Source organism: Psychrosphaera sp. B3R10, assembly GCF_018861025.1.
Classification (GTDB): Bacteria; Pseudomonadota; Gammaproteobacteria; order Enterobacterales; family Alteromonadaceae; genus Psychrosphaera; species Psychrosphaera algicola.
In genome coordinates, this window is record NZ_JAHKQH010000023.1 from 172,953 (window position 1) to 196,663 (window position 23,711).

General features: G+C 39.6%; 20 protein-coding genes. 10 read left to right on the forward strand and 10 right to left on the reverse strand.

Annotation, left to right across the window (positions count from 1 at the left end):
• Positions 1 to 433 precede the first annotated feature (433 nt).
• Complete coding sequence (locus tag KO525_RS08200) at positions 434 to 2,755, forward strand: ATP-binding protein (RefSeq protein ID WP_215963302.1); 2,322 nt, start codon at positions 434 to 436, stop codon at positions 2,753 to 2,755.
• On the forward strand, positions 2,742 to 3,911 hold the full coding sequence (locus tag KO525_RS08205) for an extracellular solute-binding protein (protein WP_215963303.1): 1,170 nt from the start codon (positions 2,742 to 2,744) through the stop codon (positions 3,909 to 3,911). The genes KO525_RS08200 and KO525_RS08205 overlap by 14 nt, the downstream gene beginning before the upstream one ends.
• 105 nt (positions 3,912 to 4,016) lie before the next feature.
• On the opposite strand, the gene KO525_RS08210 is transcribed toward KO525_RS08205, so the two are convergent.
• On the reverse strand, positions 4,017 to 5,372 hold the full coding sequence (locus tag KO525_RS08210) for a sodium:alanine symporter family protein (RefSeq protein WP_215963304.1): 1,356 nt from the start codon (positions 5,370 to 5,372) through the stop codon (positions 4,017 to 4,019).
• A 4-nt stretch (positions 5,373 to 5,376) separates the two neighbouring features.
• Complete coding sequence (locus KO525_RS08215) at positions 5,377 to 6,522, reverse strand: MFS transporter (RefSeq protein ID WP_215963305.1); 1,146 nt, start codon at positions 6,520 to 6,522, stop codon at positions 5,377 to 5,379.
• A 213-nt stretch (positions 6,523 to 6,735) separates the two neighbouring features.
• Between KO525_RS08215 and KO525_RS08220 the strand changes: the two genes are divergently transcribed.
• Complete coding sequence (locus tag KO525_RS08220; protein ID WP_215963306.1) at positions 6,736 to 7,275, forward strand: DUF3016 domain-containing protein; 540 nt, start codon at positions 6,736 to 6,738, stop codon at positions 7,273 to 7,275.
• 170 nt (positions 7,276 to 7,445) lie between these two features.
• Positions 7,446 to 8,057 (forward strand): dUTP diphosphatase, encoded by a 612-nt coding sequence (locus KO525_RS08225; RefSeq protein WP_215963307.1) that lies wholly within the window; start codon positions 7,446 to 7,448, stop codon positions 8,055 to 8,057.
• Positions 8,058 to 8,127: 70 nt separating this feature from the next.
• Here KO525_RS08225 and KO525_RS08230 read toward each other — a convergent pair whose 3' ends face one another.
• On the reverse strand, positions 8,128 to 8,436 hold the full coding sequence (locus tag KO525_RS08230; RefSeq protein ID WP_215963308.1) for a prephenate dehydrogenase: 309 nt from the start codon (positions 8,434 to 8,436) through the stop codon (positions 8,128 to 8,130).
• Between the two features lie 114 nt (positions 8,437 to 8,550).
• Here KO525_RS08230 and KO525_RS08235 point away from each other — a divergent pair, with 114 nt between their 5' ends.
• Positions 8,551 to 8,760, forward strand: a complete 210-nt coding sequence (locus tag KO525_RS08235; protein WP_215963309.1) for a hypothetical protein — start codon at positions 8,551 to 8,553, stop codon at positions 8,758 to 8,760.
• An 8-nt stretch (positions 8,761 to 8,768) separates the two neighbouring features.
• Here the strand turns inward: KO525_RS08235 and epmB are convergent, their stop codons facing one another.
• Positions 8,769 to 9,776: an EF-P beta-lysylation protein EpmB gene (epmB, locus tag KO525_RS08240; protein ID WP_215963310.1), complete on the reverse strand. Its 1,008-nt coding sequence runs from the start codon at positions 9,774 to 9,776 to the stop codon at positions 8,769 to 8,771.
• A 39-nt stretch (positions 9,777 to 9,815) separates the two neighbouring features.
• Between epmB and efp the strand changes: the two genes are divergently transcribed.
• Both efp and epmA read left to right on the forward strand, forming a co-directional pair.
• Positions 9,816 to 10,385 carry an elongation factor P gene (efp, locus tag KO525_RS08245; protein ID WP_215963441.1) on the forward strand — a complete coding sequence of 190 codons (570 nt, stop codon included), beginning with the start codon at positions 9,816 to 9,818 and terminating at the stop codon, positions 10,383 to 10,385.
• Positions 10,386 to 10,435: 50 nt separating this feature from the next.
• Positions 10,436 to 11,404: an elongation factor P--(R)-beta-lysine ligase gene (epmA, locus tag KO525_RS08250; protein WP_215963311.1), complete on the forward strand. Its 969-nt coding sequence runs from the start codon at positions 10,436 to 10,438 to the stop codon at positions 11,402 to 11,404.
• 70 nt (positions 11,405 to 11,474) lie between these two features.
• Here epmA and KO525_RS08255 read toward each other — a convergent pair whose 3' ends face one another.
• The 4 genes from KO525_RS08255 to rsgA are packed head-to-tail and all read right to left on the reverse strand — an operon-like array spanning position 11,475 to position 15,067.
• Complete coding sequence (locus KO525_RS08255; protein WP_215963312.1) at positions 11,475 to 12,188, reverse strand: glycerophosphodiester phosphodiesterase family protein; 714 nt, start codon at positions 12,186 to 12,188, stop codon at positions 11,475 to 11,477.
• Between the two features lie 9 nt (positions 12,189 to 12,197).
• Positions 12,198 to 13,085, reverse strand: a complete 888-nt coding sequence (locus KO525_RS08260; RefSeq protein WP_215963313.1) for a DMT family transporter — start codon at positions 13,083 to 13,085, stop codon at positions 12,198 to 12,200.
• Positions 13,086 to 13,109: 24 nt separating this feature from the next.
• Positions 13,110 to 13,973, reverse strand: a complete 864-nt coding sequence (gene asd / locus KO525_RS08265; RefSeq protein ID WP_215963314.1) for an archaetidylserine decarboxylase — start codon at positions 13,971 to 13,973, stop codon at positions 13,110 to 13,112.
• A gap of 38 nt (positions 13,974 to 14,011) precedes the next feature.
• On the reverse strand, positions 14,012 to 15,067 hold the full coding sequence (gene rsgA / locus KO525_RS08270) for a small ribosomal subunit biogenesis GTPase RsgA (RefSeq protein WP_215963315.1): 1,056 nt from the start codon (positions 15,065 to 15,067) through the stop codon (positions 14,012 to 14,014).
• Positions 15,068 to 15,180: 113 nt separating this feature from the next.
• Here rsgA and orn point away from each other — a divergent pair, with 113 nt between their 5' ends.
• Positions 15,181 to 15,726, forward strand: coding sequence for an oligoribonuclease (orn, locus tag KO525_RS08275; RefSeq protein ID WP_215963316.1), 546 nt, complete (start codon positions 15,181 to 15,183; stop codon positions 15,724 to 15,726).
• Between the two features lie 112 nt (positions 15,727 to 15,838).
• Positions 15,839 to 16,720: a sulfite exporter TauE/SafE family protein gene (locus tag KO525_RS08280; RefSeq protein ID WP_215963317.1), complete on the forward strand. Its 882-nt coding sequence runs from the start codon at positions 15,839 to 15,841 to the stop codon at positions 16,718 to 16,720.
• Positions 16,721 to 16,828: 108 nt separating this feature from the next.
• On the opposite strand, the gene KO525_RS08285 is transcribed toward KO525_RS08280, so the two are convergent.
• Both KO525_RS08285 and KO525_RS08290 read right to left on the reverse strand, forming a co-directional pair.
• Positions 16,829 to 18,367, reverse strand: a complete 1,539-nt coding sequence (locus tag KO525_RS08285; protein WP_215963318.1) for a DUF3369 domain-containing protein — start codon at positions 18,365 to 18,367, stop codon at positions 16,829 to 16,831.
• A 78-nt stretch (positions 18,368 to 18,445) separates the two neighbouring features.
• On the reverse strand, positions 18,446 to 18,826 hold the full coding sequence (locus KO525_RS08290; RefSeq protein ID WP_215963442.1) for a DUF2721 domain-containing protein: 381 nt from the start codon (positions 18,824 to 18,826) through the stop codon (positions 18,446 to 18,448).
• A 230-nt stretch (positions 18,827 to 19,056) separates the two neighbouring features.
• Here KO525_RS08290 and KO525_RS08295 point away from each other — a divergent pair, with 230 nt between their 5' ends.
• Complete coding sequence (locus KO525_RS08295; RefSeq protein WP_215963319.1) at positions 19,057 to 23,700, forward strand: hypothetical protein; 4,644 nt, start codon at positions 19,057 to 19,059, stop codon at positions 23,698 to 23,700.
• The last annotated feature ends 11 nt before the right edge of the window (positions 23,701 to 23,711 follow it).

A 23,711-nucleotide genomic window follows, 5' to 3' on the forward strand; every position in this document is an offset into this window, starting at 1 on the left:
AATTTATACATGGTTACCTAGTTTAAATGGAGCTAAGGAAGTAAATCTTCCACACTCCTAAGACTCATATTTAAAAGTGAAATTGTAAAGCATTCCCCATAATCTCGACAATTGGGAATTGGCATAAAATTAATGCTAGAGGGAATAAAATACATCGAATCTCTTCCCCCCACTTAACTAATTTTAGCGTAAATAACAGGCCATAAAAAAGTCTGAGGAAATGCAGGTTTTCGACTAAAATTGGTTAATGTAAAGTCAATTTAACACATACTGGTTCTACTTCAAAATTAGCTATTTAAGTATATGTGCGTTTAGATTAAGGCAAATGAATCACTTTTGTTTTATATTAAAACTATTTAGTAGTGACGACTTATTAAGCAGTGATAAGTAAATTGTTGATTAATCAGGGATAGAACACGCCAAAAGGAGATAATTGGCTGTAATTAAGTCGATAGAAAATTACCGTCGATTATTCGGCATTCGATGTGGTTATTTTAGGGAACTTCATTTGTCAGATTTACAATCTAAGCCTCGTTTTTTAACGGTACTGTCGATATCAATATTATTATTTGTATTTATACCGGTTACTTTTTCAGCGGTTTATTTTATTAATAATACCTATCAAGATGCGTTAGTTCGGGCACAAAACAATGTTGATTTAGAAGCTAAAACGACGGCCCTTGAAGTTAAAAATAAGCTAGCGACGTTACATTACGAACTACTCACGTTTAGTCAAAGCCCAGTTATGGGTGAAGTTGCCGTTAATCTGCTGTACTCACAGTTTGTGGTAAAACAGTTGCAAAAATTGGTGCAACGCAACACTTTAATCACTGGCGCCTTTATCGCAGATGGTTCGGATTTTATTGTTGAAGGGTATCCCTACGAAATTCTACGTATAGGCACTGGTGAATTTCAGAAAATGACCAATAAACTAATATCCATTGCGGTTGATGATAATACCTCTAAGTTATTAATATTGGATCATCAGACCCTTACAACGGACTATATGGAGTTACTCAATGACGGCGCTAACATCTTATTTTATTTACCTTTAAAGAAAAAAGTCGACTCTTTAGTAAGCCCATTTAAAGTCACTGCTGGTTTATTTGTTTTAATTGACACCGATAAATTAACGACCGCAAAATTATCATCTGATGGGCTGCCAGATATAATAGAAATGGATATCGGTGGAAGAAAAGTCATGGCCGATGAAAAGCAAACCGGTGTTGATTATCTGGTGGCTAATACCTCAACTGATCTCACGTTATCGCATTTCGATAAAGAAGAACCACATCAACTCAACCTGACTTATTATAGCGCTACGAGTCATTACACAACAGACATCGAGTCTGCTGTCATAAATACATTAATATTTATGCTCATCATGTTAATTGTTGTTTTGCTCGCCTTAGCATTTTTCGCTTCTCATATTACCGGACCGCTACGTCATCTACTTGATTTTAGTCGCCGGTTGTCTAAAGGCAATTATACCGAATTTGACTACGATGCAAATTATCAAGAGTTTAATGAACTCATCAGCCATTTAAACGGTATGGCGACCACGATTCAAAAGCAGTTGTCAGGATTGGAAAAAGAAAAAGAAAATGCCGAGGCGTCAGAGAAGATAAAAGCTCGCTTTTTAGCAAATATGAGTCACGAAATCCGAACACCACTCAACGGGATCTTAGGGTTACTTAATATGCTAGATAAGCATGAGCTGGATCACCAAGCTAAAGATTGGGTAACAGCCTCGTTATCAACGTCAAACTTATTGCTTCATATCGTTAACGACATACTCGATTTTTCTAAACTAGAAGAAGACAAAGTAGAAATAGAAAGTACAACCTTTTCAGTTAGGGAAATCGTGGCGTCGGTTATCAATCCGCATGAAAGCTTAATCGAAGATAAAGGGCTTAGTTTAACCATTAATTTTGAACATAATATGCGTGAGTTTTGGATTGGCGACCCGATGAGGATCAGTCAGGTTCTATTAAACCTTATTTCCAATGCGACAAAGTTTACCAATGTTGGTGGCATTAGACTCAACGTATCAGCAATATTTATACATCACCAATGGTTTCTCGAATTGGAGATCGTCGATACTGGCATTGGGATCTCGGCGGAACAACAAAGTAAACTGTTTCAGTCATTCCAACAAGCTGATATTTCGACTACCAGAAAGTTTGGTGGTACAGGCTTAGGGCTGTCTATTGCACATAAACTTGTTCATTTAATGGGGGGCGAGATCAGCGTTAAAAGTGAAGTCGGTAAAGGTACCACTTTTAAAGTATCAGTGGCTGTACTCGAAACACAGCAAAAAGAACAGTCTGAAGATATACATGTTTACGTGCCAGATTTAACTCATATCACTATTTTAGTCGCAGAAGACAATAAAATTAATCAGTTGATTATTAGCCATATATTAAAACCGACAATGGTGAAACTTGTTATTGTCGAAGATGGTAAACAAGCAGTAGAAGCTTGTAAAACGCAAAATTTCGATATCATTCTTATGGATGTTCAAATGCCTATAATGGATGGGTTACAGGCAACTGTAGCGCTTAGAAAACAAGGTTTTGAAATGCCCATTATTATGCAAACCGCCAACGTATTAGTGGATGAAATCGATTCATATTTGAAAAGTGGCGCCACCGCTCATATTGCCAAGCCTATCGTTGACTCTGTGCTTTATAAAACGATACAGCATTGCTTAACCCCAGAGTTATTTGAGGGACAAATCTTTGAACAAGAGTAGATGTCTAGGTTTTATATTATTGCTGACGAGTCACTTTACACTTTACAGTGAAGAACTTACCGTTGCCTTTACGCAAGAAACTTATGACTTAACATCAATGTTTAATCGTTTTTCTAAGCAAACGGGTACTCAAATCAGAATTGCGACGTTAGGTTCAGAGGATTTGAAAGTTGAACTGTTACAACGAGCCGGCGAAAACATGTTGCCGGACGCCATTGTTGTCCCAGCCGATTACATAGGACTAGAAGAGATAAAATATAGCCCAATCCCCGCCTCATTAAATCATCCAGATACAAATAAAAGTTTGATAAACGGGCTAAGACTTGACGGCAGACAAGTCGCTATCCCGATAATCGCCGGTAATCATTTGGTCTTATATTTTAATAAAACTCATATTGCCGACCCAGCTAAAGAGTGGCGTGAGTTGATTGAGCAAAGATCTATATTAACAACAGGGACAAGCTTGATTGGTTGGAGCTATAACGAGATGTATTGGTTTTTACCATTTTTGACGGCATTTGGGGAGCCACCATTAGTGAACCAAAAAATCCAACTAAATACACAGGGCATGAAAAACGCATTGTCATATTATTGGTCGTTTTCGCAGCAAAATGTTGTGGATGAGAAATGCGATTACCAGTGTACTTTTGACCGATTTTCCGACGGTAATATGGCCTATATGATTAACGGCGTATGGGCCAGCGGAAAATTGATAAAAAATATGGGGGACAATGTTGGGATTGCTGAATTGCCCCACATCGAAAATAAAATCATGCGGCCTTATTATTCTGCTTACGTTATTGCCTTTCCAAACAACTCATTATCGTCAAACAAGGCAGCAATTTTGAAAAAGCTTGCGATGTTTTTTCAATCGCACGAAACCCAAACACTGTTGTGGTCAGAGATACATGCATTGCCGGTCAATCAAGTCGTTAGCAAAGAAATCTATAACAATGCGAATAGCAATGAAAAGGCCATATTTAAGCAATTGGAACATGCTATTCCGTTGCCAACAACACGGGAGATGGCTATAGCTTGGGCGGCAATGGGGAAAGGGATCGGACGTTATCGTGCGGGTATCCTTGATTTAGAACAGGTGTCCGACTATATGCAACATGTGGCGGACAAATCGCTCAAAGAACTCGATGAGAATTAGCCAATTCAGAAGGCAACTAAACGTATAAAGGCTAACAAGATATAAAAACGACGAGTGATGTTAAGTCTCTCGTCGTTGATATAAATTACTACTGTCTAACGGCAATCAATTAGCTAATTTTTTGAAATAGATATTGGCAGCTGTTTTCACTTTGGGCGCTAATATGAACGCTGACAACATTGTCGGAATTGCCATTAACCCGTACATTCCCATCATGAAATTAAAGACGACATCGAGCGTCACAATACAACCGACAATGATCATAAACAAATAAAACCACTTGTAGTATTTTCGGCTAGATTCACCCCACAAAAAGACAAAGCATTTTTCACCATAATACCAATAGGTAAACATAGTGCTCGCGGCTAAGAAAAGTATTTGAATTGCCAACAAGACTTGACCAGTTAAGCCTAATTCTTGGCCAAAGACCTGCATTGTTAGTTCAACCCCTTTGACTCCTTCAACGCCCTGCCACATGCCCGAAGCTAATATGACAAGAGCGGTACAAGTACAAATGATAAGTGTGTCGACAATTGGACCTAACATGCCAACAAGGCCTTCACGGATCGGTTCGTTGGTTTTTGCTGCACCGTGGGCCATGACTTCAGTGCCGATACCAGCTTCATTAGAAAATACACCCCGGGAAACGCCAATGATAATCACGCCTATAATGCCACCAGAGATAGCCTTAGGGTTAAATGCTTCGGTAAAAATAGACCCGATGAGTGCTGGGATTTCACCAAGATGGTTAAATAACACAGCAAGCGTCATTAGCAGATAAGTAATAGCCATTGTTGGGACAAGTCGACTCGTGACATATGCAACACGTTGTAGGCCACCGAGAATAACACCCGCAACAAGTGTAGTGACAATCGCAGCCATTATATAATTAAACATTTCAGGAGAAGAAATCCAGTTTTCTGGGATTAACTCCTCACGGAATGCAGCAGTAAGCTGATTGGCTTGAAACGACGGAATTGTGCCGAACAAACCGGCAAAGGCGAATAGCATAGCCAGTGGTTTCCAGTTTTTTCCTAGACCTTCCATGATGACATACATTGGTCCGCCTTGAAGTTCACCATTTGCATCCTTTTGACGAAACATAACGCCCAACGAACAGGTAAAAAACTTGGTCGAAACACCCAGTAACGCTGTTAACCACATCCAAAATACGGCACCGGGACCACCGGCTGTAATGGCTAATGCAACACCGGATATATTGCCCATGCCAACGGTACCCGCTAGTGCCGCAGATAAGGCTTGAGAATGGGTAAGTTGTCCGTCTTCAGAGTCTTTGTCGTGTTTGCCCGTCAATAGGCTTATGCCGTGGCCAATATAACGAAATGGCACTAATCGTGAGTAAAGTGAAAAGAATAATCCACCGCCGACTAATAAAATAATGAGAGGTGGCCCCCAAACAAAATTGACAAATGCCGCGGTGATTTCTGATAAAAAGTCCATTGAACTAACCTTCTTGGATTTTGAGACTACGTTGCCACCAAATAATGACAAATAACGTGATTAATAACAGTGGTAAACACAAACTTAACATGGTCGTCCAACCAAACTGTTGGATGATCCAACCCGCTGAAAGTGACGCAATTGCTTGGCAACTAAACATAATTAAGTCGTTAAACCCTTGGATTTTAAATTTTTCCTCTGGCTTATAACTCATCGGTAATAATGCTGTTGCAGTTACAAACAGGAAGTTCCAACCAATGCCTAGTTGGACCAAAGCGAGCCAGTAATGTACGTATTGTTGGCCAATGAATCCGATGGTTAAGCAAACTAAAAAGGCCAATAAACCAGCAAATAATACATTTTTGTGGCCAAACTTACGGATTAATATTCCAGTAAAAAAAGACGGCAAATACATAGCGATTATATGTGACTGAATAACCCACTTAGTTTCTGCCAAATCAAAGTGATGATGGACGTGCATGCTTATTGGGGTTGCCGTCATAATAAAGCTCATGACACTAAAACCCACCGTTCCTGACAGTATTGCAACGACAAATATCGGTTGTTTTATTATTTCAGTTAATGCACGACCTTGGTAACGACCGACTGTCTTTACAGCCGCAGGAGCATTAAAAAATTGGATAAAAATGAGGGATAATGAAAATAATACGGTTAGGCCGATAAATGAGCCTACATACTCAGTGCTAAACCAGTCTTTACCAACAAAGGCAATTTCGGGGCCTAAAAATGCCGCAAATAAACCAGCAATTAGCAGTACCGAAACGGCCAAACCGCCGTACTGTTCATCAACCGACTCCATGGCTGCGAATCTGAATTGCTGTGCGCTAGCGATAAGCCCACCATATAGCAGGACACTTAAACAAAATAGCCAAAAACTTTGAATATAAATTGCATAAGCACTAAATAACGTATTGGCTATCCCCCACAAAATAGCGAGTTGAAATCCTCTTTTTCGACCGACGGATGCTAATATTTTGACGACAGGCAACATAAATAAAGCGGTACCAACGATCATAAAGGCAATGGGCAATGTCGCGAATTTTTCATCAGGTGCGAGCTTAATGCCAATAAAACCCCCAACAAACACAACAACAGGGCCAATAGAACCTATTAGTGATTGAGCGCACATTAACATCCAAACATTACGATTTAGGTGGCTGAAATTAGAAAAAAAAGATGGCAATTTGGAACTCTTGTGCTTGAATTGATTCTAATAGAATATACAAATCAAAACCGTCTGTCCGCAAATAATCGGACTAGCATTCCATTTAAAGCATAAGTAAATAGCGAATTATGCATTTTACTGTTTGTTATCATGGTCACTTTAAAAAGGAGAGACACAATGAAATTAGGATTGCTGATAATTTTTTTCCTGACTCTGCCCACTGCAGCTTACTTTGACGAAAATGCCAAGAATGTGAATGTTACGTGGCATCAACCTGCTAAATATACCGATGTTCGAGGCACCAACGAGTCAAAAGCTCGGTTTCAAAAAAGGGTATTTAATCAACTAGAAAAACACATTGTTAAGCTCGCTGCGTCTTTGCCTAAAGACATTCAATTGGATATGACCATTACGGATGTTAATTTGGCGGGCGATGTTCAATTTAACTTTTCCATGAACCGAGAGATCCGCATCGTAAAAAGTATTTATTGGCCTAAGATCGCCTTTGACTTTAAAATTACCCAAAGCGACAAGCTACTCGATCAAGGTTCCGTTGTTATAAAAGATATGTCGTTTATGCACCGAGGCGGACTATTGAGAAGTTCAGCTGATTCATTTAAATATGACAAGCGACTGCTTACAAATTGGTTTAACAATGAGTTGCAACAAAAAGTCACAAATTTTGGAAAGATCAATTCTGCAGTTATGTCTGAGTAAGTGCATAAGTATGAATGCGCGAAGTGAATGTTTAGCTTAATCTCGTGTCGTTAATTTACGTCAAGCGGCTAATGATAAGTGATAATGTTCGCTGTGAATTTTCTTCAACATATGATTGAAGCTCTGTTATTATACCGCACAATTATCCTCTGAACCGAACGTGTAGGCTTATGAAACAACAAATTTTAACCATGTTGCAAATGCAAGATGACATGAACACGAAAGTGCATCCTCAGTGGCGCGAGCAGGGTTTTGCTTGGCACCGTGCAATTTGGGTTGAATTAGCAGAAATGTTAGATCATTACGGTTGGAAATGGTGGAAACATCAATCCCCAGATATTGAACAAGTACACTTAGAACTCATCGATATTTTTCATTTTGGTTTGAGCGCGCGTCTAGTCACCGGCCAATCTGTGTCTGAGATTGCAGACGAAATTGCGGCGGAGTTATTAACGCCGAAACCAGCAGATACGTTTGCTGAGACAATAGAAGCAATGGTTGCAAGCACGTTGGCGACTAAAAGCTTCGATGTACTGACGTTTGCCGGATTAATGCAACAGACTGACTTGAGCTTTGAAGAATTGTTCCGCCATTATGTAGGGAAAAATGTACTCAACTTTTTCCGTCAAGATCACGGATATAAAACAGGTGAGTACATAAAAATTTGGAACGGCAAGGAAGACAATGAGGTATTGATGGACGTTTTGCGTGCGACTGATGCCACTGCTGAAGACTTTAAAGATAAAGTGTATAACGGATTAAAAGCTGCTTACCCAGCTTAATAATTGATGATAAATAATCATAAAAAATGCGCCACTAGGCGCATTTTTTGTGTTTAATATTCAGAGTTAATTAAACCACAGCTTTAAACTCAGCTAAGGTTTTATGCAGTAAATGCAGTTGTTTTACAACCGTCTCCAATTCCGCTTGATGACTGGTTAAGTCCCCAGACTCTTTTAGATGTAAAATTTTAGCCGCGGTTTCTTCTAGATAAGGCATGAATTTATTCGCTTTAATTGAAAATAAATCCTCCTGTTTAAAAATGTGCCCAAACTTTCCATGACCTTGTTTTTTAAGGTCATTTATGCGAATGTCTGCATCAACAGCTTTACGGTATAACGATTTTAAATTCTCTTCTAAGCTCGAGATAATATTTTCCACTCAAGTACTCTTTGTTTTGTCCGATAAATCAATATGGCTAGTTTACACTTTTTAATCTTATTAGTTGAGGTTATAAATAAAATTAGCTTGTTCCATTAATATAGGTGTTCATTTATGAATTTATCTCCAATGGGGCCAGGTACGCCAATCTCGGGTGCGATGGAAGGTGGTGAAGCATTAAGCGCCAATTTGGCTAAGAGTGCGCAAGAACTCGAAGGCAAAGCGGTATTAGCTTTACTTTCTGCGTCTGCCCAAGTTAGTACTCAGGCATCTGTGGGTAGCACGGGTAGTGTTATCGGCCAGCACATTAACATTAAAGTGTAGGTCAATTTTTAATAGGGGAGAACAGGTGTCTTGCTTGTTTCTCCTCCTATTTCCCGCACAAGTTTTGGTACTAAAAATCCAGGTAATTCAGCTAACATACCTCGATATATTTGTTTAACTTCATCCTCAGGGACATCAAAATGTGCCGCGCCGACGACTTTATCTAACAGGTGCAAATAATACGGCAGGATATCAACATCGTATAACCGTTCGCTTAATTCCACCTGTTGTTTAATCGTATTGTTAATCCCTTTTAATATGACGGCCTGATTAAACAAATGAATGCCTTGGATTCTTAGCTGGTGGCATTTTCCTGCTAACATATCGCTGATCTCGTTTTGATGATTGATATGAAAAACAATGGACGACTTAAGTCTAGTTTTACTTAGAATTGCTATTAGCTTTTCTGTTATTCTATTTGGCATAACTACCGGTAAACGGGTATGAAGTCGTAGTCGTTTGATGTGTTTTATCAATTCAAGTTGCTCGACAAACCAAGCGATGTGCTCGTCTTTTGCCATTAATGGGTCGCCGCCACTTAGTATCACTTCATTTATTTCTGGGTGCGATTCGATATACGCTAAATGTTGCAGTAATTGCTGTTTGTTAACTTGGTTCTCTTCGTATGGGAAGTCGCGTCTAAAACAATACCGGCAATTAACCGCACAACCGCTTTTAAAGATAATCAAAACCCTAGAGCGGTATTTATGTAGGAGGCCAGGAGTCGAATTGTTCTGTTCTAACAAGGGATCCGAAGTAAAACCGTCTACTTGTTTAAATTCACTTTTACGTGGTAACACCTGTAATAATAAGGGATCGGTAGGGTTGTTTTTTTGCATAAGTTCAGCGAAAAAGCGCGGAACACGCATCGGAAATAGTTTTCTAGCGTCAATGTCAGCAGCAAAATCTAAAGGGTCAAGAGACAAAAAATTAAGTAGCGCTAGTGGATCACTGAAACTTTGCTTCAATTCTTTTTGCCATAGGGACTCTACAGAGCGCTCAGCTTGATGTATCATTCGTCTCACTTTCATTTAGGTAATTATTCAGAGGGTGAAATGGCAACATTTAGCACCAACCAATTTAAAGCTGGCCTTAAGTTAATGATTGACGGCGAGCCTTGCAACATTTTAGAGAATGAAATCGTAAAGCCGGGCAAAGGCCAAGCGTTTAACCGCGTTAAGATCCGTAAACTGGTCAGCGGTAAAGTTCTAGAAAAAACCTTCAAATCAGGCGAATCTGTTGAAGGCGCTGATGTCATGGATACTGACTTAGCGTATCTATATACAGATGGCGAATTTTGGCATTTCATGAACAACGAAACATTTGAACAGATCGCTGCCGATGAAAAAGCGGTAGCTGACTGTGTAAAATGGTTAGTAGAAGGTGATGTTTGTACTATCACTTTATGGAATGGTAACCCAATTGCCGTATTGTCACCAAATTTTGTTGAACTTGAAATCACGGAAACGGATCCAGGTCTAAAAGGTGATACGGCCGGAACGGGTGGTAAACCTGCAACATTATCTACCGGTGCCGTTGTCCGCGTTCCACTATTTGTGCAAATTGGCGAAGTTATTCGTGTAGATACACGTAATGGCGAATACGTCGGTCGCGCGCAAAAGTAAACTTTAAGCGGCCTGTCACCTGTGACAGGCCGAATTTATTACGGTTTAAAATGAACTGGCAACCTACTGCAACCCATTCCACTTTAATAAAAAGAGCCAAGTTTATCGCTCAGATAAGAGCGTTTTTTACCAGCCGCAATGTACTTGAAGTTGAGACTCCGTTACTGAGTCGAAATACCATCACAGATCTCCATTTAGACCCATTTGAAACACATTTTGAATATGCAGCAGAAGAACGTTTAGCGCGACTTTATTTGCAAACCTCACCTGAATTTCATATGAAACGATTGTTAGCGGCGGGCAGTGGTCCTATATTCCAGATATGCAAAGCGTTTCGAAACGAAGCTGCGGGAACTTTGCATAACCCAGAATTTACGATGTTGGAATGGTATAGACTCGGATTTGACGACCACCAACTTATGTCTGAATTAGACGAGTTGGTTCAGTTACTACTAAATACTAAGCCAGCGTTGAAGCTTTCTTACCAAAGCGTATTTCAGCGTTTTATTAAAATTGACCCTTTGACCATCACGTTAGAGCAATTAAAACAAACCATAACCACTTACTCACAAGATGACTGGTTACAGCAAGAATCAAGTCGAGACACACTTCTACAGTGGTTGTTTAGCATGGTCATTGAACCACAATTAGGTGACGACATAACACCCTGTTTTGTCTTTGACTTTCCCGCTACACAGGCAGCTTTAGCAAAGATTAATCAAACCAATAGCCAAGTTGCACATCGGTTTGAGTTGTATTTCAAAGGTATTGAGTTGGCTAATGGGTATTTTGAACTCCAAGACAGTAAAGAACAACAATGCCGATTTATCTCTGATAATAGACAGCGTGAAATTGAAGGCAAACCTCAACGCGGTGCCGATCAGTTTTTATTGGCTGCGTTAGACAGTGGATTGCCAAGTTGTGCTGGGGTTGCGTTAGGTGTTGATCGATTATTTATGTTGGCGGCACAATTACCGACAATAAGCCAAGCCTTATCTTTTGACATTTCCAATGCTTAGATACCTGTTTATAAAGATATCGGAGTTGAGGAACCAATAGACGTACTAAAAATTCGACCCACTTATGTGATTATTCAAGCGCTACTTGGCGAAGTGCGGAATTAGATATCTGGCGCGGGTTATTGGCAAAAATACCATCTACATTCATTTCATAAAGCCAGTCTATTTCTTCTTCTTGATCAACGGTAAACACATAGATATGAACACCGAGTTGCTGATAGCGGCGAATTAGTACTTCGGAGATATTGTCCATATCTAAATGAACACTATAGATTGGAAAATCCGGAAGCAGCAGGTCGTCGCCGGCGGGATGAGTACCGAGCAAAAGGCCTAGTTTGATAAAGGAGCTCAGTTTGGCAAAGTCGGCTAAATATTGATGATTAAAAGACGAGATAATAATTAGGTTCAAGTCAAACTGAGACTGCTCACAACCTTCAAGTAGCTGCCGATAAAACAACTCTATATTGTGAATGTTTTTGAGTTCTATATTTAGAATCAATCCTGAATTGGCTAAGGCGGCCAAAGTCCAAGCTAAGGTCGGCAGCGGTTTGTCATCTTTACCATTAAGTTGTGCTAAGTCGCTTGCGGTTAAGTCAACAGTACGTTTATTGAGACCAAGTATCCGTGTCATCCATCGGTCATGAAAAACAACAAATTGATCGTCGACAGTTTGATACAAATCGATTTCAATGCCGTCCATACCGTCACGACTACATTGTTGTATTGCCGTTTGACTGTTTTCTGGGTAAATAGCGGATTCACCGCGGTGTGCAAAGACCTTCATGTAAACCTCTTACACTTTTGACTTTTTATGACCTTGTGTCGTTTCAAATATGGCGGCGGAAATAATGATTAAGCCACCAATGAGTGTCATCATGTTTGGAACTTCAGCTAAAATAAACATCGACAATATTACGCCATATAATGGTTGTAAGCAGGCCACTAATCCGGCTGTTTTGGCTCCTGTTACATTGATAGATGAGGCAAACAAAACATGTGCCATAGCCGAAAAGAAGATGGCAAAAACAATAAGCAATTGAATATTGTTCATTTCAAGTTCAAGTGGGGTTGTGTCACTAAATGGCAGGAATATTATGGCCGTTACTAAAAACTGATAAAACATCCCTTGAGTCCCAGAATAGCCTTTAAAGTGATGTTGAATACCAATATTCCTAAGTGCAAAACACAAAGCTGAAAACAAACCCGCTAAAACGCCGACCACAAACTGATCATCTACAACGACAGAATCTAACCAAATATTAGGAAACAATAGACTAATCGCAAATAAAACTAAGACACTGATTATAATGTCTGTTTTTGACGGTCGTCGACCGTAGATAAGTGGTTCTAAAATGACAACCATCACGGGGTAAGTAAACATAGAAATCATACCAATAGCGACAGTGGTGTATTGAATACTAATGAAGTAGGTTAACCAATGCAGAGCCGCCAAAATACCTAAAATGACGGCAACCAAATAGTCTTTTTTATTGTTTAGTTTTAACGTCGACTTTGTGACCCACAGAAATAGACCAAGACATACCGCAGTAAATAAACCGCGGTATGCGATAATGTCGAGCGCAGATAAATCGATTAATTTCGCGAATAACCCTGATACACCTAATAACGCTACTCCGAGGTGCAATTGCAACATCGGAGACATACTAAAATTTGATTTCAAAAACGTTGCTCGCGTTTAATTTGGTTATTTTATGTTAGCGAAGTGCTCACCCATACGCGTAACTGTTTCGTTAGTTACCGACTCTAAAAACTCAACTTTGTCCTTAGGGAATAAACAAACCACAGTGGAGCCGAGCTTAAATCGACCCATTTCTTCACCTTTTTCAAGGGTGATCACATTGTCGCCTTCACTTGGATATTGCCAGCGATTTACGCTTTTTCCTCTAGGCGGTGTAATTTCACCAGCCCATACAGTTTCAATACTTCGCACAATCGTTGCGCCAACTAAAACCATTGCCATTGGGCCAATTTCAGTTTCAAACACTGCAACGACACGTTCGTTTCTTGCAAATAGATTTGGCACATTTGCCGCTGTTAGCGGATTTACAGAAAAAGCATCACCAGGAACATAAACCATATCAGTTAATGTACCTGTAAGTGGCATGTGTAAACGATGGTAGTCGCTTGGTGCCAAATAAATAGTGGCAAATATACCGTCGTCGAACTTGTCAGCTAAATCCTGATCGCCGCCGAGCAATTCTAACGTCGTATAATAATGATGTTTGGCTTGAACTAGTGTACCGTCTTTTATTGGCCCTAATTGACTAACCTTGCCATCAACAGGGTGTGCTACTGTCTTCTCACCTTCAACAATTGGACGAACGCCAGGTGCCAGTGCACGGGTAAAGAAATCGTTAAACGTCTTGTATTCTGACGGATCAGGTTGAGCCGCTTCGTTCATATCAATATCGTATGCCTTAATAAAGCCTTTTATCAGACCTGTGGATAAAATGCCTAACTTAGCTTTCGCTAAGAATCCAACAAGTTTAGACACTCCATGTTTTGGAAGGGCGTATTGAAAAGCGATTTTTAAATTATCTAAATTCACGTTAAAACCTATTTACTTGTAAGGGGTTTGTAATAAACCTATTTTGATTCTTTTGACTGATGACGCAAGGTAATATCTGTTACGGTTTGTAAAATTTTCAAATAACTTTGATATCTTGTGTCACTGACTAAGCCATCGGCTATTGCTTTTTGCAATGCACAGCCTGGATCTTTTTGGTGTTTGCAGTCTCGAAATTTACATTGATGGAGGTAAGGTCGAAACTCGACAAACCCATGTAATATTTGTTCATTCTCTAAGTGCCACATAGCAAATTCGCGTACACCCGGTGAATCAATAATTGAACCACCATTTTCTAATCGATAAAGTCTAGAGGCCGTTGTTGTATGTACGCCCAAACGACTGTTGTCAGAGACTTGTTTAGTTTCGATATCTACTGACGGCAAGATAGCGTTAACAATAGATGACTTACCGACACCCGACTGACCAACAAAAACGCTAGTTTTATCAACGAGTAGAGATTTTATTTGTTCGATACCTTGCTCAAGCTTGGCAGATAATACAACCACCTTATAGCCAATGGACTCATACATATGCTGAATATCGGCAACTAACTCTCGGTTAGTGTCGTCAATTAAGTCGAGTTTATTTATAAGGAGCACTGGCGTAATGTCGAGTTGTTCTACTGCAATCAAGTAACGGTCAATAATATTGGGTGCTAAATCTGGCAATAACGCAGCAACAATTAGAATTTGGTCAATATTTGCAGCGACAGGCTTTAAACCGTCGTAAAAATCGGGACGAACAAATTCACTTTCCCTTGGTTCAACAGCTTCGATGATCCCGGCAAAGTCAGAGTCGCTTTGATTATAAGGCCGCCAAATAACTTTGTCGCCACAGACTAAGGACCCAGCAGTGCGGCGAATATGGCATTTAACATTTTCTCCAGCCGGATTTTCAACATCTGCATGTTGTCCATAGCGAGTTATAACTTGACCAAATGTTTGCGGGCCTAACAAGTTATCTTCAAGAAAATCATCGTCTTCTTGGGGTTTTTTGGCTTTCGCAATACGCTTATTATGGTTGTCTCGAATTCTTCTTGATTGAGAATGCGATAATTTCTTTTGTTTTGCCACTTTTGCTCTATGATTTAATTATAAAAACTTGTGAAAGTAATGAAAAACATTAACAATGTGATGTATCTTATACGTAAGTAAGCGTGATCAAAAGGATTGAGTAGGGCCTTTGTATGACATTTAGTGAAAATAATCTAATTTGGATTGATTTAGAAATGACAGGATTGGAACCTCGCACTGATAAAGTGCTAGAGGTAGCGACGATTGTCACTGATAGTGACTTAAATATCTTAGCTGAAGGTCCTGAAATTGCGATTCATCAACCGGATGAAGTGTTAGACAACATGGATGAATGGTGCATTGCACAGCATGGTAAGTCAGGATTAACTGACCGTTGCCGTAAAAGTACTGTGTCAGAGCAGCAAGCGTGTGAAATTACCATCGACTTTTTGAAAGATTTTGTACCCGCAGGGAAATCACCTATGTGCGGTAACAGTATCTGTCAAGACAGACGTTTTATGCATGTACACATGTTGACGTTGGAAGAGTTTTTCCATTATCGAAATATTGATGTCAGTACAATTAAAGAATTGTCTCGTCGCTGGAAACCGGAACTTGTAGATAACTACAAGAAAAAAGGATTCCACTTAGCGCTTGAAGATATTCGTGAAAGCATCGAAGAGTTAAAGCGTTATAAAGAAAAGTTTTTTGTCCTTTAGCGGTTTTTGAATGCAGTTAAAAGCTACACTTAGTGTGGCTTTTTTTATGTCTACTGTTCAGTAATTCTAAACGCTTGCATTTAAATTCGGTTTGAATAGAATCAATGCACTTATGATAACCAAGTATGTTCCTTTGTTTGATCTAATTAAATCTTCACCCATGCGGTTTGTCTTCCTTTTTCTGCTGTGTTTTTCAGTATTTTCGTTGACGTTTGATGATTATTCTCCATTTGCTTTGTTGGGCATGATAGGGGCGTTATTTGCCAATGTAACGGGCGCTGGTGGTGGGGTTGTTTTTATTCCAGCTTTCCAGAACTTAGGTTTATCTGAATCTCAATCAGTTGCGACCAGTTTTGCTATTCAATGTTTTGGGATGACAACGGGAGCGATTGTTTGGCTTAAGCATGTAAGAGTAGATATTCACCAACACCGTGATTGGCAATTACTGGTACCATTTTTAGCTGTTTGTGTGCCTACCAGTATGGTTGGACTGTGGTCTGTTTATCTTTTTGATATTCAACCTCCTGCATCCTTGACGCAGTTTTTTGCCTGGTTCTCTGTCATGTTGGGTTCGGCTTTATTTATTACCATTTATTTGAAGTATAAAAAACATCAACAAGAGCAACTTACGGCTATTGGCCATAAATCGGATTTGCTTATACTTGCGCTAATTAGTTTTATTGGTGGCGTTATTACGGCGTTCTTATCTGTTGGTGTTGGTGAGTTTGTGGCGTTTTATCTCATCCTCAGAGGTTACAGAGTGACACTCGCTGTTGCCGTTGCCGTTGTATTATCTGCGACCACGGTTTGGGCTGGGGTTGGTCATCATATCGCCAATGGCAATATTTATTATGAAGTACTATGGTATGCTGGGCCGGGCGCGGTGATTGGCGGTATCGTTGCAAAAATGGTCGCAACAAGGCTACCAGTGCTGCAACTCAAATTACTCTTTGCCGGCTGGGTTTTTGTCGTCGGTTGTATTGAATTTGTGTAATACGATTTACTCGTTGTTGTAGGTAGCTTTTAGAAAAGTTGCTGTAAAACAACAGACAAATGTACAGTGATCTGCCTGTTATATTACTGACTAAAAATGAGTTGTTTATTATTCTTCCATGGAATCAGGAAAAGCGTCGCGAATTGCAATAAATTCATCGACATGTTCGAGTAAGATATCAACCAGCTTCGGTTCAAATTGCTTACCACGCTCTTCTTTTAACAGATTAAGCACTTTGTCCAGTGGCCAAGCCGGTTTATAACAACGTTCAGATGCTAATGCGTCAAACACGTCAGCAATGGCCGTGATTCTGCCAGCAATTTCGATGTTTTCTTTGGCGAGTCCTGCCGGATACCCCTTTCCGTCCCAACGTTCATGGTGTTGTTGGGCGATTATGGCACCTAATTGCAATATCTCGTTTTGCGATTGGGTCAAAATATCAAAGCCAAGCTGCGCATGGGTTTGCATAATTGCCCATTCTTCGGGATCCAATTTTGCCGGTTTATTTAGAATACTATCGGGGATCCCAATTTTTCCAACGTCGTGCAATGGCGAAGCCATTTTTAGTTGTTCGGCTTGTTTTGCTGGTAACCCATAATAAATCGCCAACATATAGCTGAAATTCGCGACCCGTTTAACATGACTTCCCGTTTCTTTCGAACGCTTCTCTACTGCTTCACCTAGTATATAACTAAGTTCTTTTTGCGAATGTTCAACAACTTCACGCATTCGAATATTGTCATAGGCCACTGCAATATTATTGGTAAAAAACTCCAAAATATTGTGATCGGTATCGGTTAAGTCGTGATCGTGACTGACATAGAGTAAATTTTCCAAGCCACTGTTATTTACAAAATAGCCGACAAAATGATCCTTTTCGCGAATTGATGATTGTGTCGCATGGGCTTTTTCAAGCAGAGCTCTGATACCGGGTGGCATAGGCGTTTCGTCGTGAATTGTTGCTCTTGATTGCACGCCACTTAGGGCCAATAATCTAAAATCGACTGCCTTTTTAGGGTTGTTGAGTGCAGCACAACACATTATTTTTGAATGATTTAATCCCATTACATTAGCAACTTGGTCTAAAACAGCCGATGCAAATTCGGTCAAGGATGAGCAATCTAAAAAATTTATAGTCGCAGATATAATGCGTTCTAATCCGAGCTTGTGGTGTTCGATAGTTTGAATATCTCGATAAGATCGCAATGTCGCGAACATCAAAGTTTTCATTTTGCTGGCAGTGAGCTCGGTTTTGTTTTTGTAATCGTTGATGTCGTAATCTTTTATAACGGTATCTTCTGGCGCTTCGCCAGGCTGACCTGTCCGCAAGACGAGTCTCATAGTGTGGTTATTTACCACGTCACGTATAAATTTGATTAACTTTAATCCAGCGTCGTTTGTTTCCATAACGACGTCAATGAAACCGACTGCAATGTCGGACTGTTCTAATATTATTTTTTCAGCTTCCGCAGCGGAATAAGCATGGAGCAGTTCAAGCCCTTGACCGTCAAGTTCAAAACCCATTAAAACCAATTTTGTTACATTATGAATATCAGGCTCGTCATCAACAATAAGCACCTTCCAAGGCCTTTTATTAGATGCTTCATCATCGTTGATCGCTTCGTCTGCAAATAAAAAATCGTTCACTAATTTCTACCCTGATGTTGTTTTAAAACACGTTTGTTGGAGGCAAAATATCGCTTTCGCTTTTATAAATGTAGTCGTTTACTCCATAGATTCCAGTTCTATTTCAATTGCTTTTGTACTAATTCGAACTTCATACAATGAGATAATCAAAGACATCATTAAGGTGAATAAACTGAGGCCAAAAATCACAGTGCCAATTTGGGACATCTCCAAAAACAAAAGGAACATGGCAACAGTGCACAATAAAAAGCTGAGTACTCCAGCCGTTTGCATCGCCCTGATCAACAGTAAACGCATGCGTAAATTAGATATTTGCCGTTTAACTACTTGCTCTAATCCCTTGTTATTACGTTGATTTAGTTCTCGAATTAGCTGGGCCAAAACCAAAAACCGATTGGTGTAAGCAAGCAGTAAAAGTGAGATTGCAGGGAACAGCAAAGCTGGGGTCGTGATATTCATTATGATCATTTGCGAATACTTATCGTTGTGGAATTTAAATAATACGCATATGCATGCTTAATTATCAATTATATGGCATTAAAAAGTGTTTATATTTTAATGGTTTTATTGTTATTGTGTAGAGTGTAAATTTTACAAAATATTTAGCACTGATAGTTACTTAAAAAATAGTCTAAACTATTATTATTTAAACTCAGTTGTCGTTCCAATTTTAATTAGGGGTTAGGAAATTGTCGCAAAAGAAGCCTGTTCAAAATCCATTTGAGGATTTAACATTTGAACAGTTTGTAGCCTTAGATGAAAGAGCTTTTATTAAAGTTCGATCTAGTATCGCATCGCTTCTAGACGAGTTAACCGAATCTCAAACTCAACTTCAAAGTCAGCTTGAAGATGTAGAAGCAGAAAAGCAAGAAATTGAAGACGCTTTACTATCATTATCACAGCAACTCACCGACCAAGAATCTCATGATGAAGTTACTTTTTCGGCGACTGAAATTTCCACCGATATCCAAACTTTGCAAAAACGTTTAGCTAAAGCTGAACAAGAAGCCGAATATTACTCGGAACAATTATTTGCAAAAGACCTTTCACTGAGCCAGTTAACAACCCAAATTGGTGACTTAAACGACCAGCTAGAAGAGTTGTCACCTAAAGCAGACGATGACAGTGAAAATCGTTTGGAGAGACTGACCGCGCAACTTAACTTAACTAAAGAAGAGCTTGCCGAACGCAACGCAGAACTTAATTCGCTGCGCCAGTCTTATCAGCAGGACGCTGACAAATACGCTTCTTTGGAGCAGCAATTAAATTCAGCACAGACGTCTGAACGAGATTCAGAATCGGATTTTCAATCTCAAATATCTCAATTGCATTCACAACTCAGTGGTGAACAAGCCGCTAAAATCGAATTGCAAAAACAATACGATGAGTTGCAACAGCAATGTGAAGAAAAAGCTCTGAATATTGATGAATTGCAGGCAGAGGTTAATCAAAGCCAAATTGATTTAGCGTCTTTAACACAGCAGGTGGTTCAATTAGAAATTGAAGTCGCAGAAGGCGCAAAAAGCCATGTAGACGATAAAACAGCTTACTTAAGTGAAATTCGAGAACTTAAAGATCTACTGGACAGTAAGGAAAAGCAGCGCCTCACATTTGAAAGCAATCTCAACGATGATGCCAAGCAATTTTCGCAATTAACGTCACAAATTGACCAATTGAAGAGTCAGTTAGCTGAACTTGAACATTCTAAATTGCAGCAAGACGAAGAGCTAAAACAACTTCATGGAGACAATGCTAATCTCCAACTTGAACGCGATACAAATATTGCCGGCCTTAGTGCCCTTCAGTCTGAGCATGCAAAACAACGTAACGAGTTTGAACAATTAAAAAACGAATTGGCTAACAGCAGCCAAAGCGAAATTGAAAAAAGTGAACTTATTCAATCCTTGGAACTTCAACTTAGTTCTTTAAGCGACACTAAAACTCAGCTTGAGACGACAATTAGTGAACAAGCTGAACGGCTCGAAATCCTTGAAGCACGAAGTATCGAGCTGACAGAAATCAAATTGCAGTCGCAGCATACTAAGTCAAATCTTGATGATCTGAGTAGCGAACTAAGATTTGCAAAATCTCAACACCAAGAAGACGTCAAAAAGCTTGAAGACAACTTTAGAGTTGAGCTTGAAAAGCAATTAAACGAACAAAAGTTGCAACTCGAACAAGATTTTCAAGAGGACAAAGTCACCTCAATTGACAAAGTTCAAGCGGAGCAAAATACCCGTTACGGTGAGTTAGAAAGCCAATTTAATGATGCGCAAAGCGATATTGTTAAGCTTCAAACTGAGGCGGCAGCACAACTTGAAGCATTTGAATCGGCTAAAAAAGATGCCGAAGAAAATACAAATAAAGTTAAGCAGACCTACGATAGGCAAATCGCGGATTTAGAGCGTGAACTTCAAGCTAAAGAATCTCAAATATTAGAACTCAGCGAGCAAAGCAATACGTTAGCTGCTCAACAAAGTGCAACTCAAGGCGAATTAGCAAGTCGCATTGAAAGTGAACAAAGTAAGATTGAACAACTTGAGCAACAGGCTAAGTCATTAGCCGAATTGGATGAAGTTAAATCTGAACAAGGCAAACAACTTGAGTTTCTAACGAGTGAAAAAAGTGAACTCGAGCTCGAGTTATCCTCATTGCAAGAACAGTTGGCTAGTGCTGAGTCCACCAGTGCTTTAGCTAAAAGTGACCATGAGTCAGAAATTAAAGCCATTAATTCTCAAGTAGATGACTTACAGCAACAGATCACTAAATTGACAGCCGATGCCACTGAATTAGAAGAGCGACGAGCTTTATTTCAGCAGCAGCTTGAAGCAACAACTCATGACCTGAACACAAAGCAAAATGAAGTTGACGCTCTAGCGGAAAAACTCGCGGAGCAAGTCGCAGAAAATAGCCAAATTAATGCTGAGTTAGCGGATTTAAAAGAGTCACATTCTGAGCAAGTAACAAGCCTTGAAGCAGAAAAAGCGCAGCAACTTGTTCAGCTTAATGCCGTTGAAACAGAATTAGAATTAAAAGCACAAACGATTGATCAAGTTACGGCGCAAGTTGAGGATTTAAATCAGACTTTAGAGGTTAATGTTGCAGCTCATAAAGAGGCCCAGGCACAAATAACTACGGAAAATGCCATTTTGCAGCACCAACTTCACATTGTTGAAGCGAAACGAGATGAATTTGAAAGTCATATTGAAACCCTCGAATCTCGTATAGTTGAATTGCAAAATGAGCAAACTGAATTACATCAAGCGCTAGAGCAAATTAAAGACGAAAAGCGCGAGCAGTTTAGTCAACAACAACTCGCCCACTCGGATCTGTCGGATGAACTTATTGGAGTTCAAAATCAGTTAAATAAAACCAGTAAAGAACGTGATTTATTAGCTCAGCAATACGAATCATTGCAAAAGCAACGTGATGAGTTGAGCGGTATATTAGATGAAACTCGCGACGCAAATAGTGACGCGTTCCAGCGTCTAACGAAACAAAATAACGAGTTACAGGCCCAACTTGAAGTAACCTATTCCGATATTCAACAACGCGAAACTGAAATTGAAACGCTTAAAGAATCGTTGACTGAAAGTGAAAATACGCAATCCGTCCTCGCTGAGATCATTAGTAAATCAGACAGTAAATATACAGCGTTGCGAAATGAATTTGAGCGGGCTGAATTAAATTTTGAGGTTGAGATTTCCAAAGTCAATGCGGCCTTAGAAACTGCAAACGTTGAGTACCAAGCCTTACTCACTGATAAAGCGCAATTGGAAAATGAAATTCAACAGTTGTCTGATAAAAACAGCCAACTAGAACTGAATTTACAAACAGAAAAAGATCATCTCGCCGAGACAAAACAGATGTTAGAGCAACAAGCAAACTTGTTGCAATCACAGCTCGACGAGAAAATAGCTGAACTAAAATTACAAATTCAAAACTTTGAGCAACTCGAACTGCAAGCACAAGCTAAAACGGCCGAGTTTGACGCGTTTAGACTGGCTGTTGAAGAAGAGAAAAAGATACATCAGCAAGTTATTGAAAGTTGGGAAAGCAAGCTTACCCAGGAGCAAAATCGTTTTGCAGAGCAAGCTAAGGAAGTTGCAAGACTGGATACTGAGCTTAATGCTCGGTTTGAATTCCAAGATCAGCTTATTGCCGAGAATGACCAACTCACGTTACAAATTGACAATTTGCAAGAACAAGCCAAAACGTTTGCAGATTCAGCGTTAAAAACTGAACAAGCATTACGACATGATATTGCAGAACTAAAAATTGAGATTGATAATTCTCAACAAGCTGATAGTGATCAAATCGATCATTTAATGCGTGAGAATCGTCGTTTCCAGCAGTTATTAAAAACTGCGGAAACCGAAAATCAAGAACAACTTGATGATAAAGAACGACTGCAAAGTGAACTCTTTAAAGCTCAGCAGGAAGTTGCTCGATTAGCCTCATCGCAGGCTGACAGTGACAATTCAAATGACGAACAAATAATTATGTTACAAGAGGCAAATGTTGATCTCAGTAACTTAGTTAAACTTGCAAATAATAACGATGAAAAACAACGTGAAGACATTAAGCGACTAACTGAAGAATTGTTGTCAGCTAAAAAGTTAACAACGGAGCTGCAAGAACAAGTAGACCTAAACCACAGTCTCGATGAGCAGGAAGTTAAAGTACTTAAACAGGCTAAACGTGAAGCTGAGCAGCGGAGTGACGAATTACAAAAAGACGCTGTGAAGCTAGAGCAAGCGAATGAAGCCGCGGATAAGAAGATCCATATGTTGCAAGCTCAACTAAGCTCAATACAGAGCTTTAGTAATGAGCAATCGGATCAGCTATTCCAAACCAATATTGAACTGACTGAAATGATCGAGGCATTAAAAGGTACGAATAGTCGCTTGAAGATGGAACACGACCAATTAAAAGTACGATTAGAAGACTCACTAGGTCAATTGTCTCATGTTGATGAAGAGTTTGTCGCAACGCAGTCTGAGTTAACTCAAACGAAAGCCGATTTAACAAAGCAGCAGCGTCGTTCGCAAATATTGATGGAGCAACTTAATGTTGCTAATGAAGAAGAACAAAAAGCAAAATCGAAACTCAAAGAATTAACCATGCAGCGCATAACGTTAAACTCTGAAAAATCCGCAGCGGATGTTGAGCAAGCGCGTGAGGTGATTAAACAACTTCGTTCTGAAAATAACGATTTGCAATTAGAATTAACTGAAAAAGTAGGTGCATTGGAAACCCAAGTGACGGAATATCGGTTAAAATTCAATTTTGCCCAACAGCAACTCGAGGCTTTACAGAAGCCGAAGCCATAATGAGAGGAACA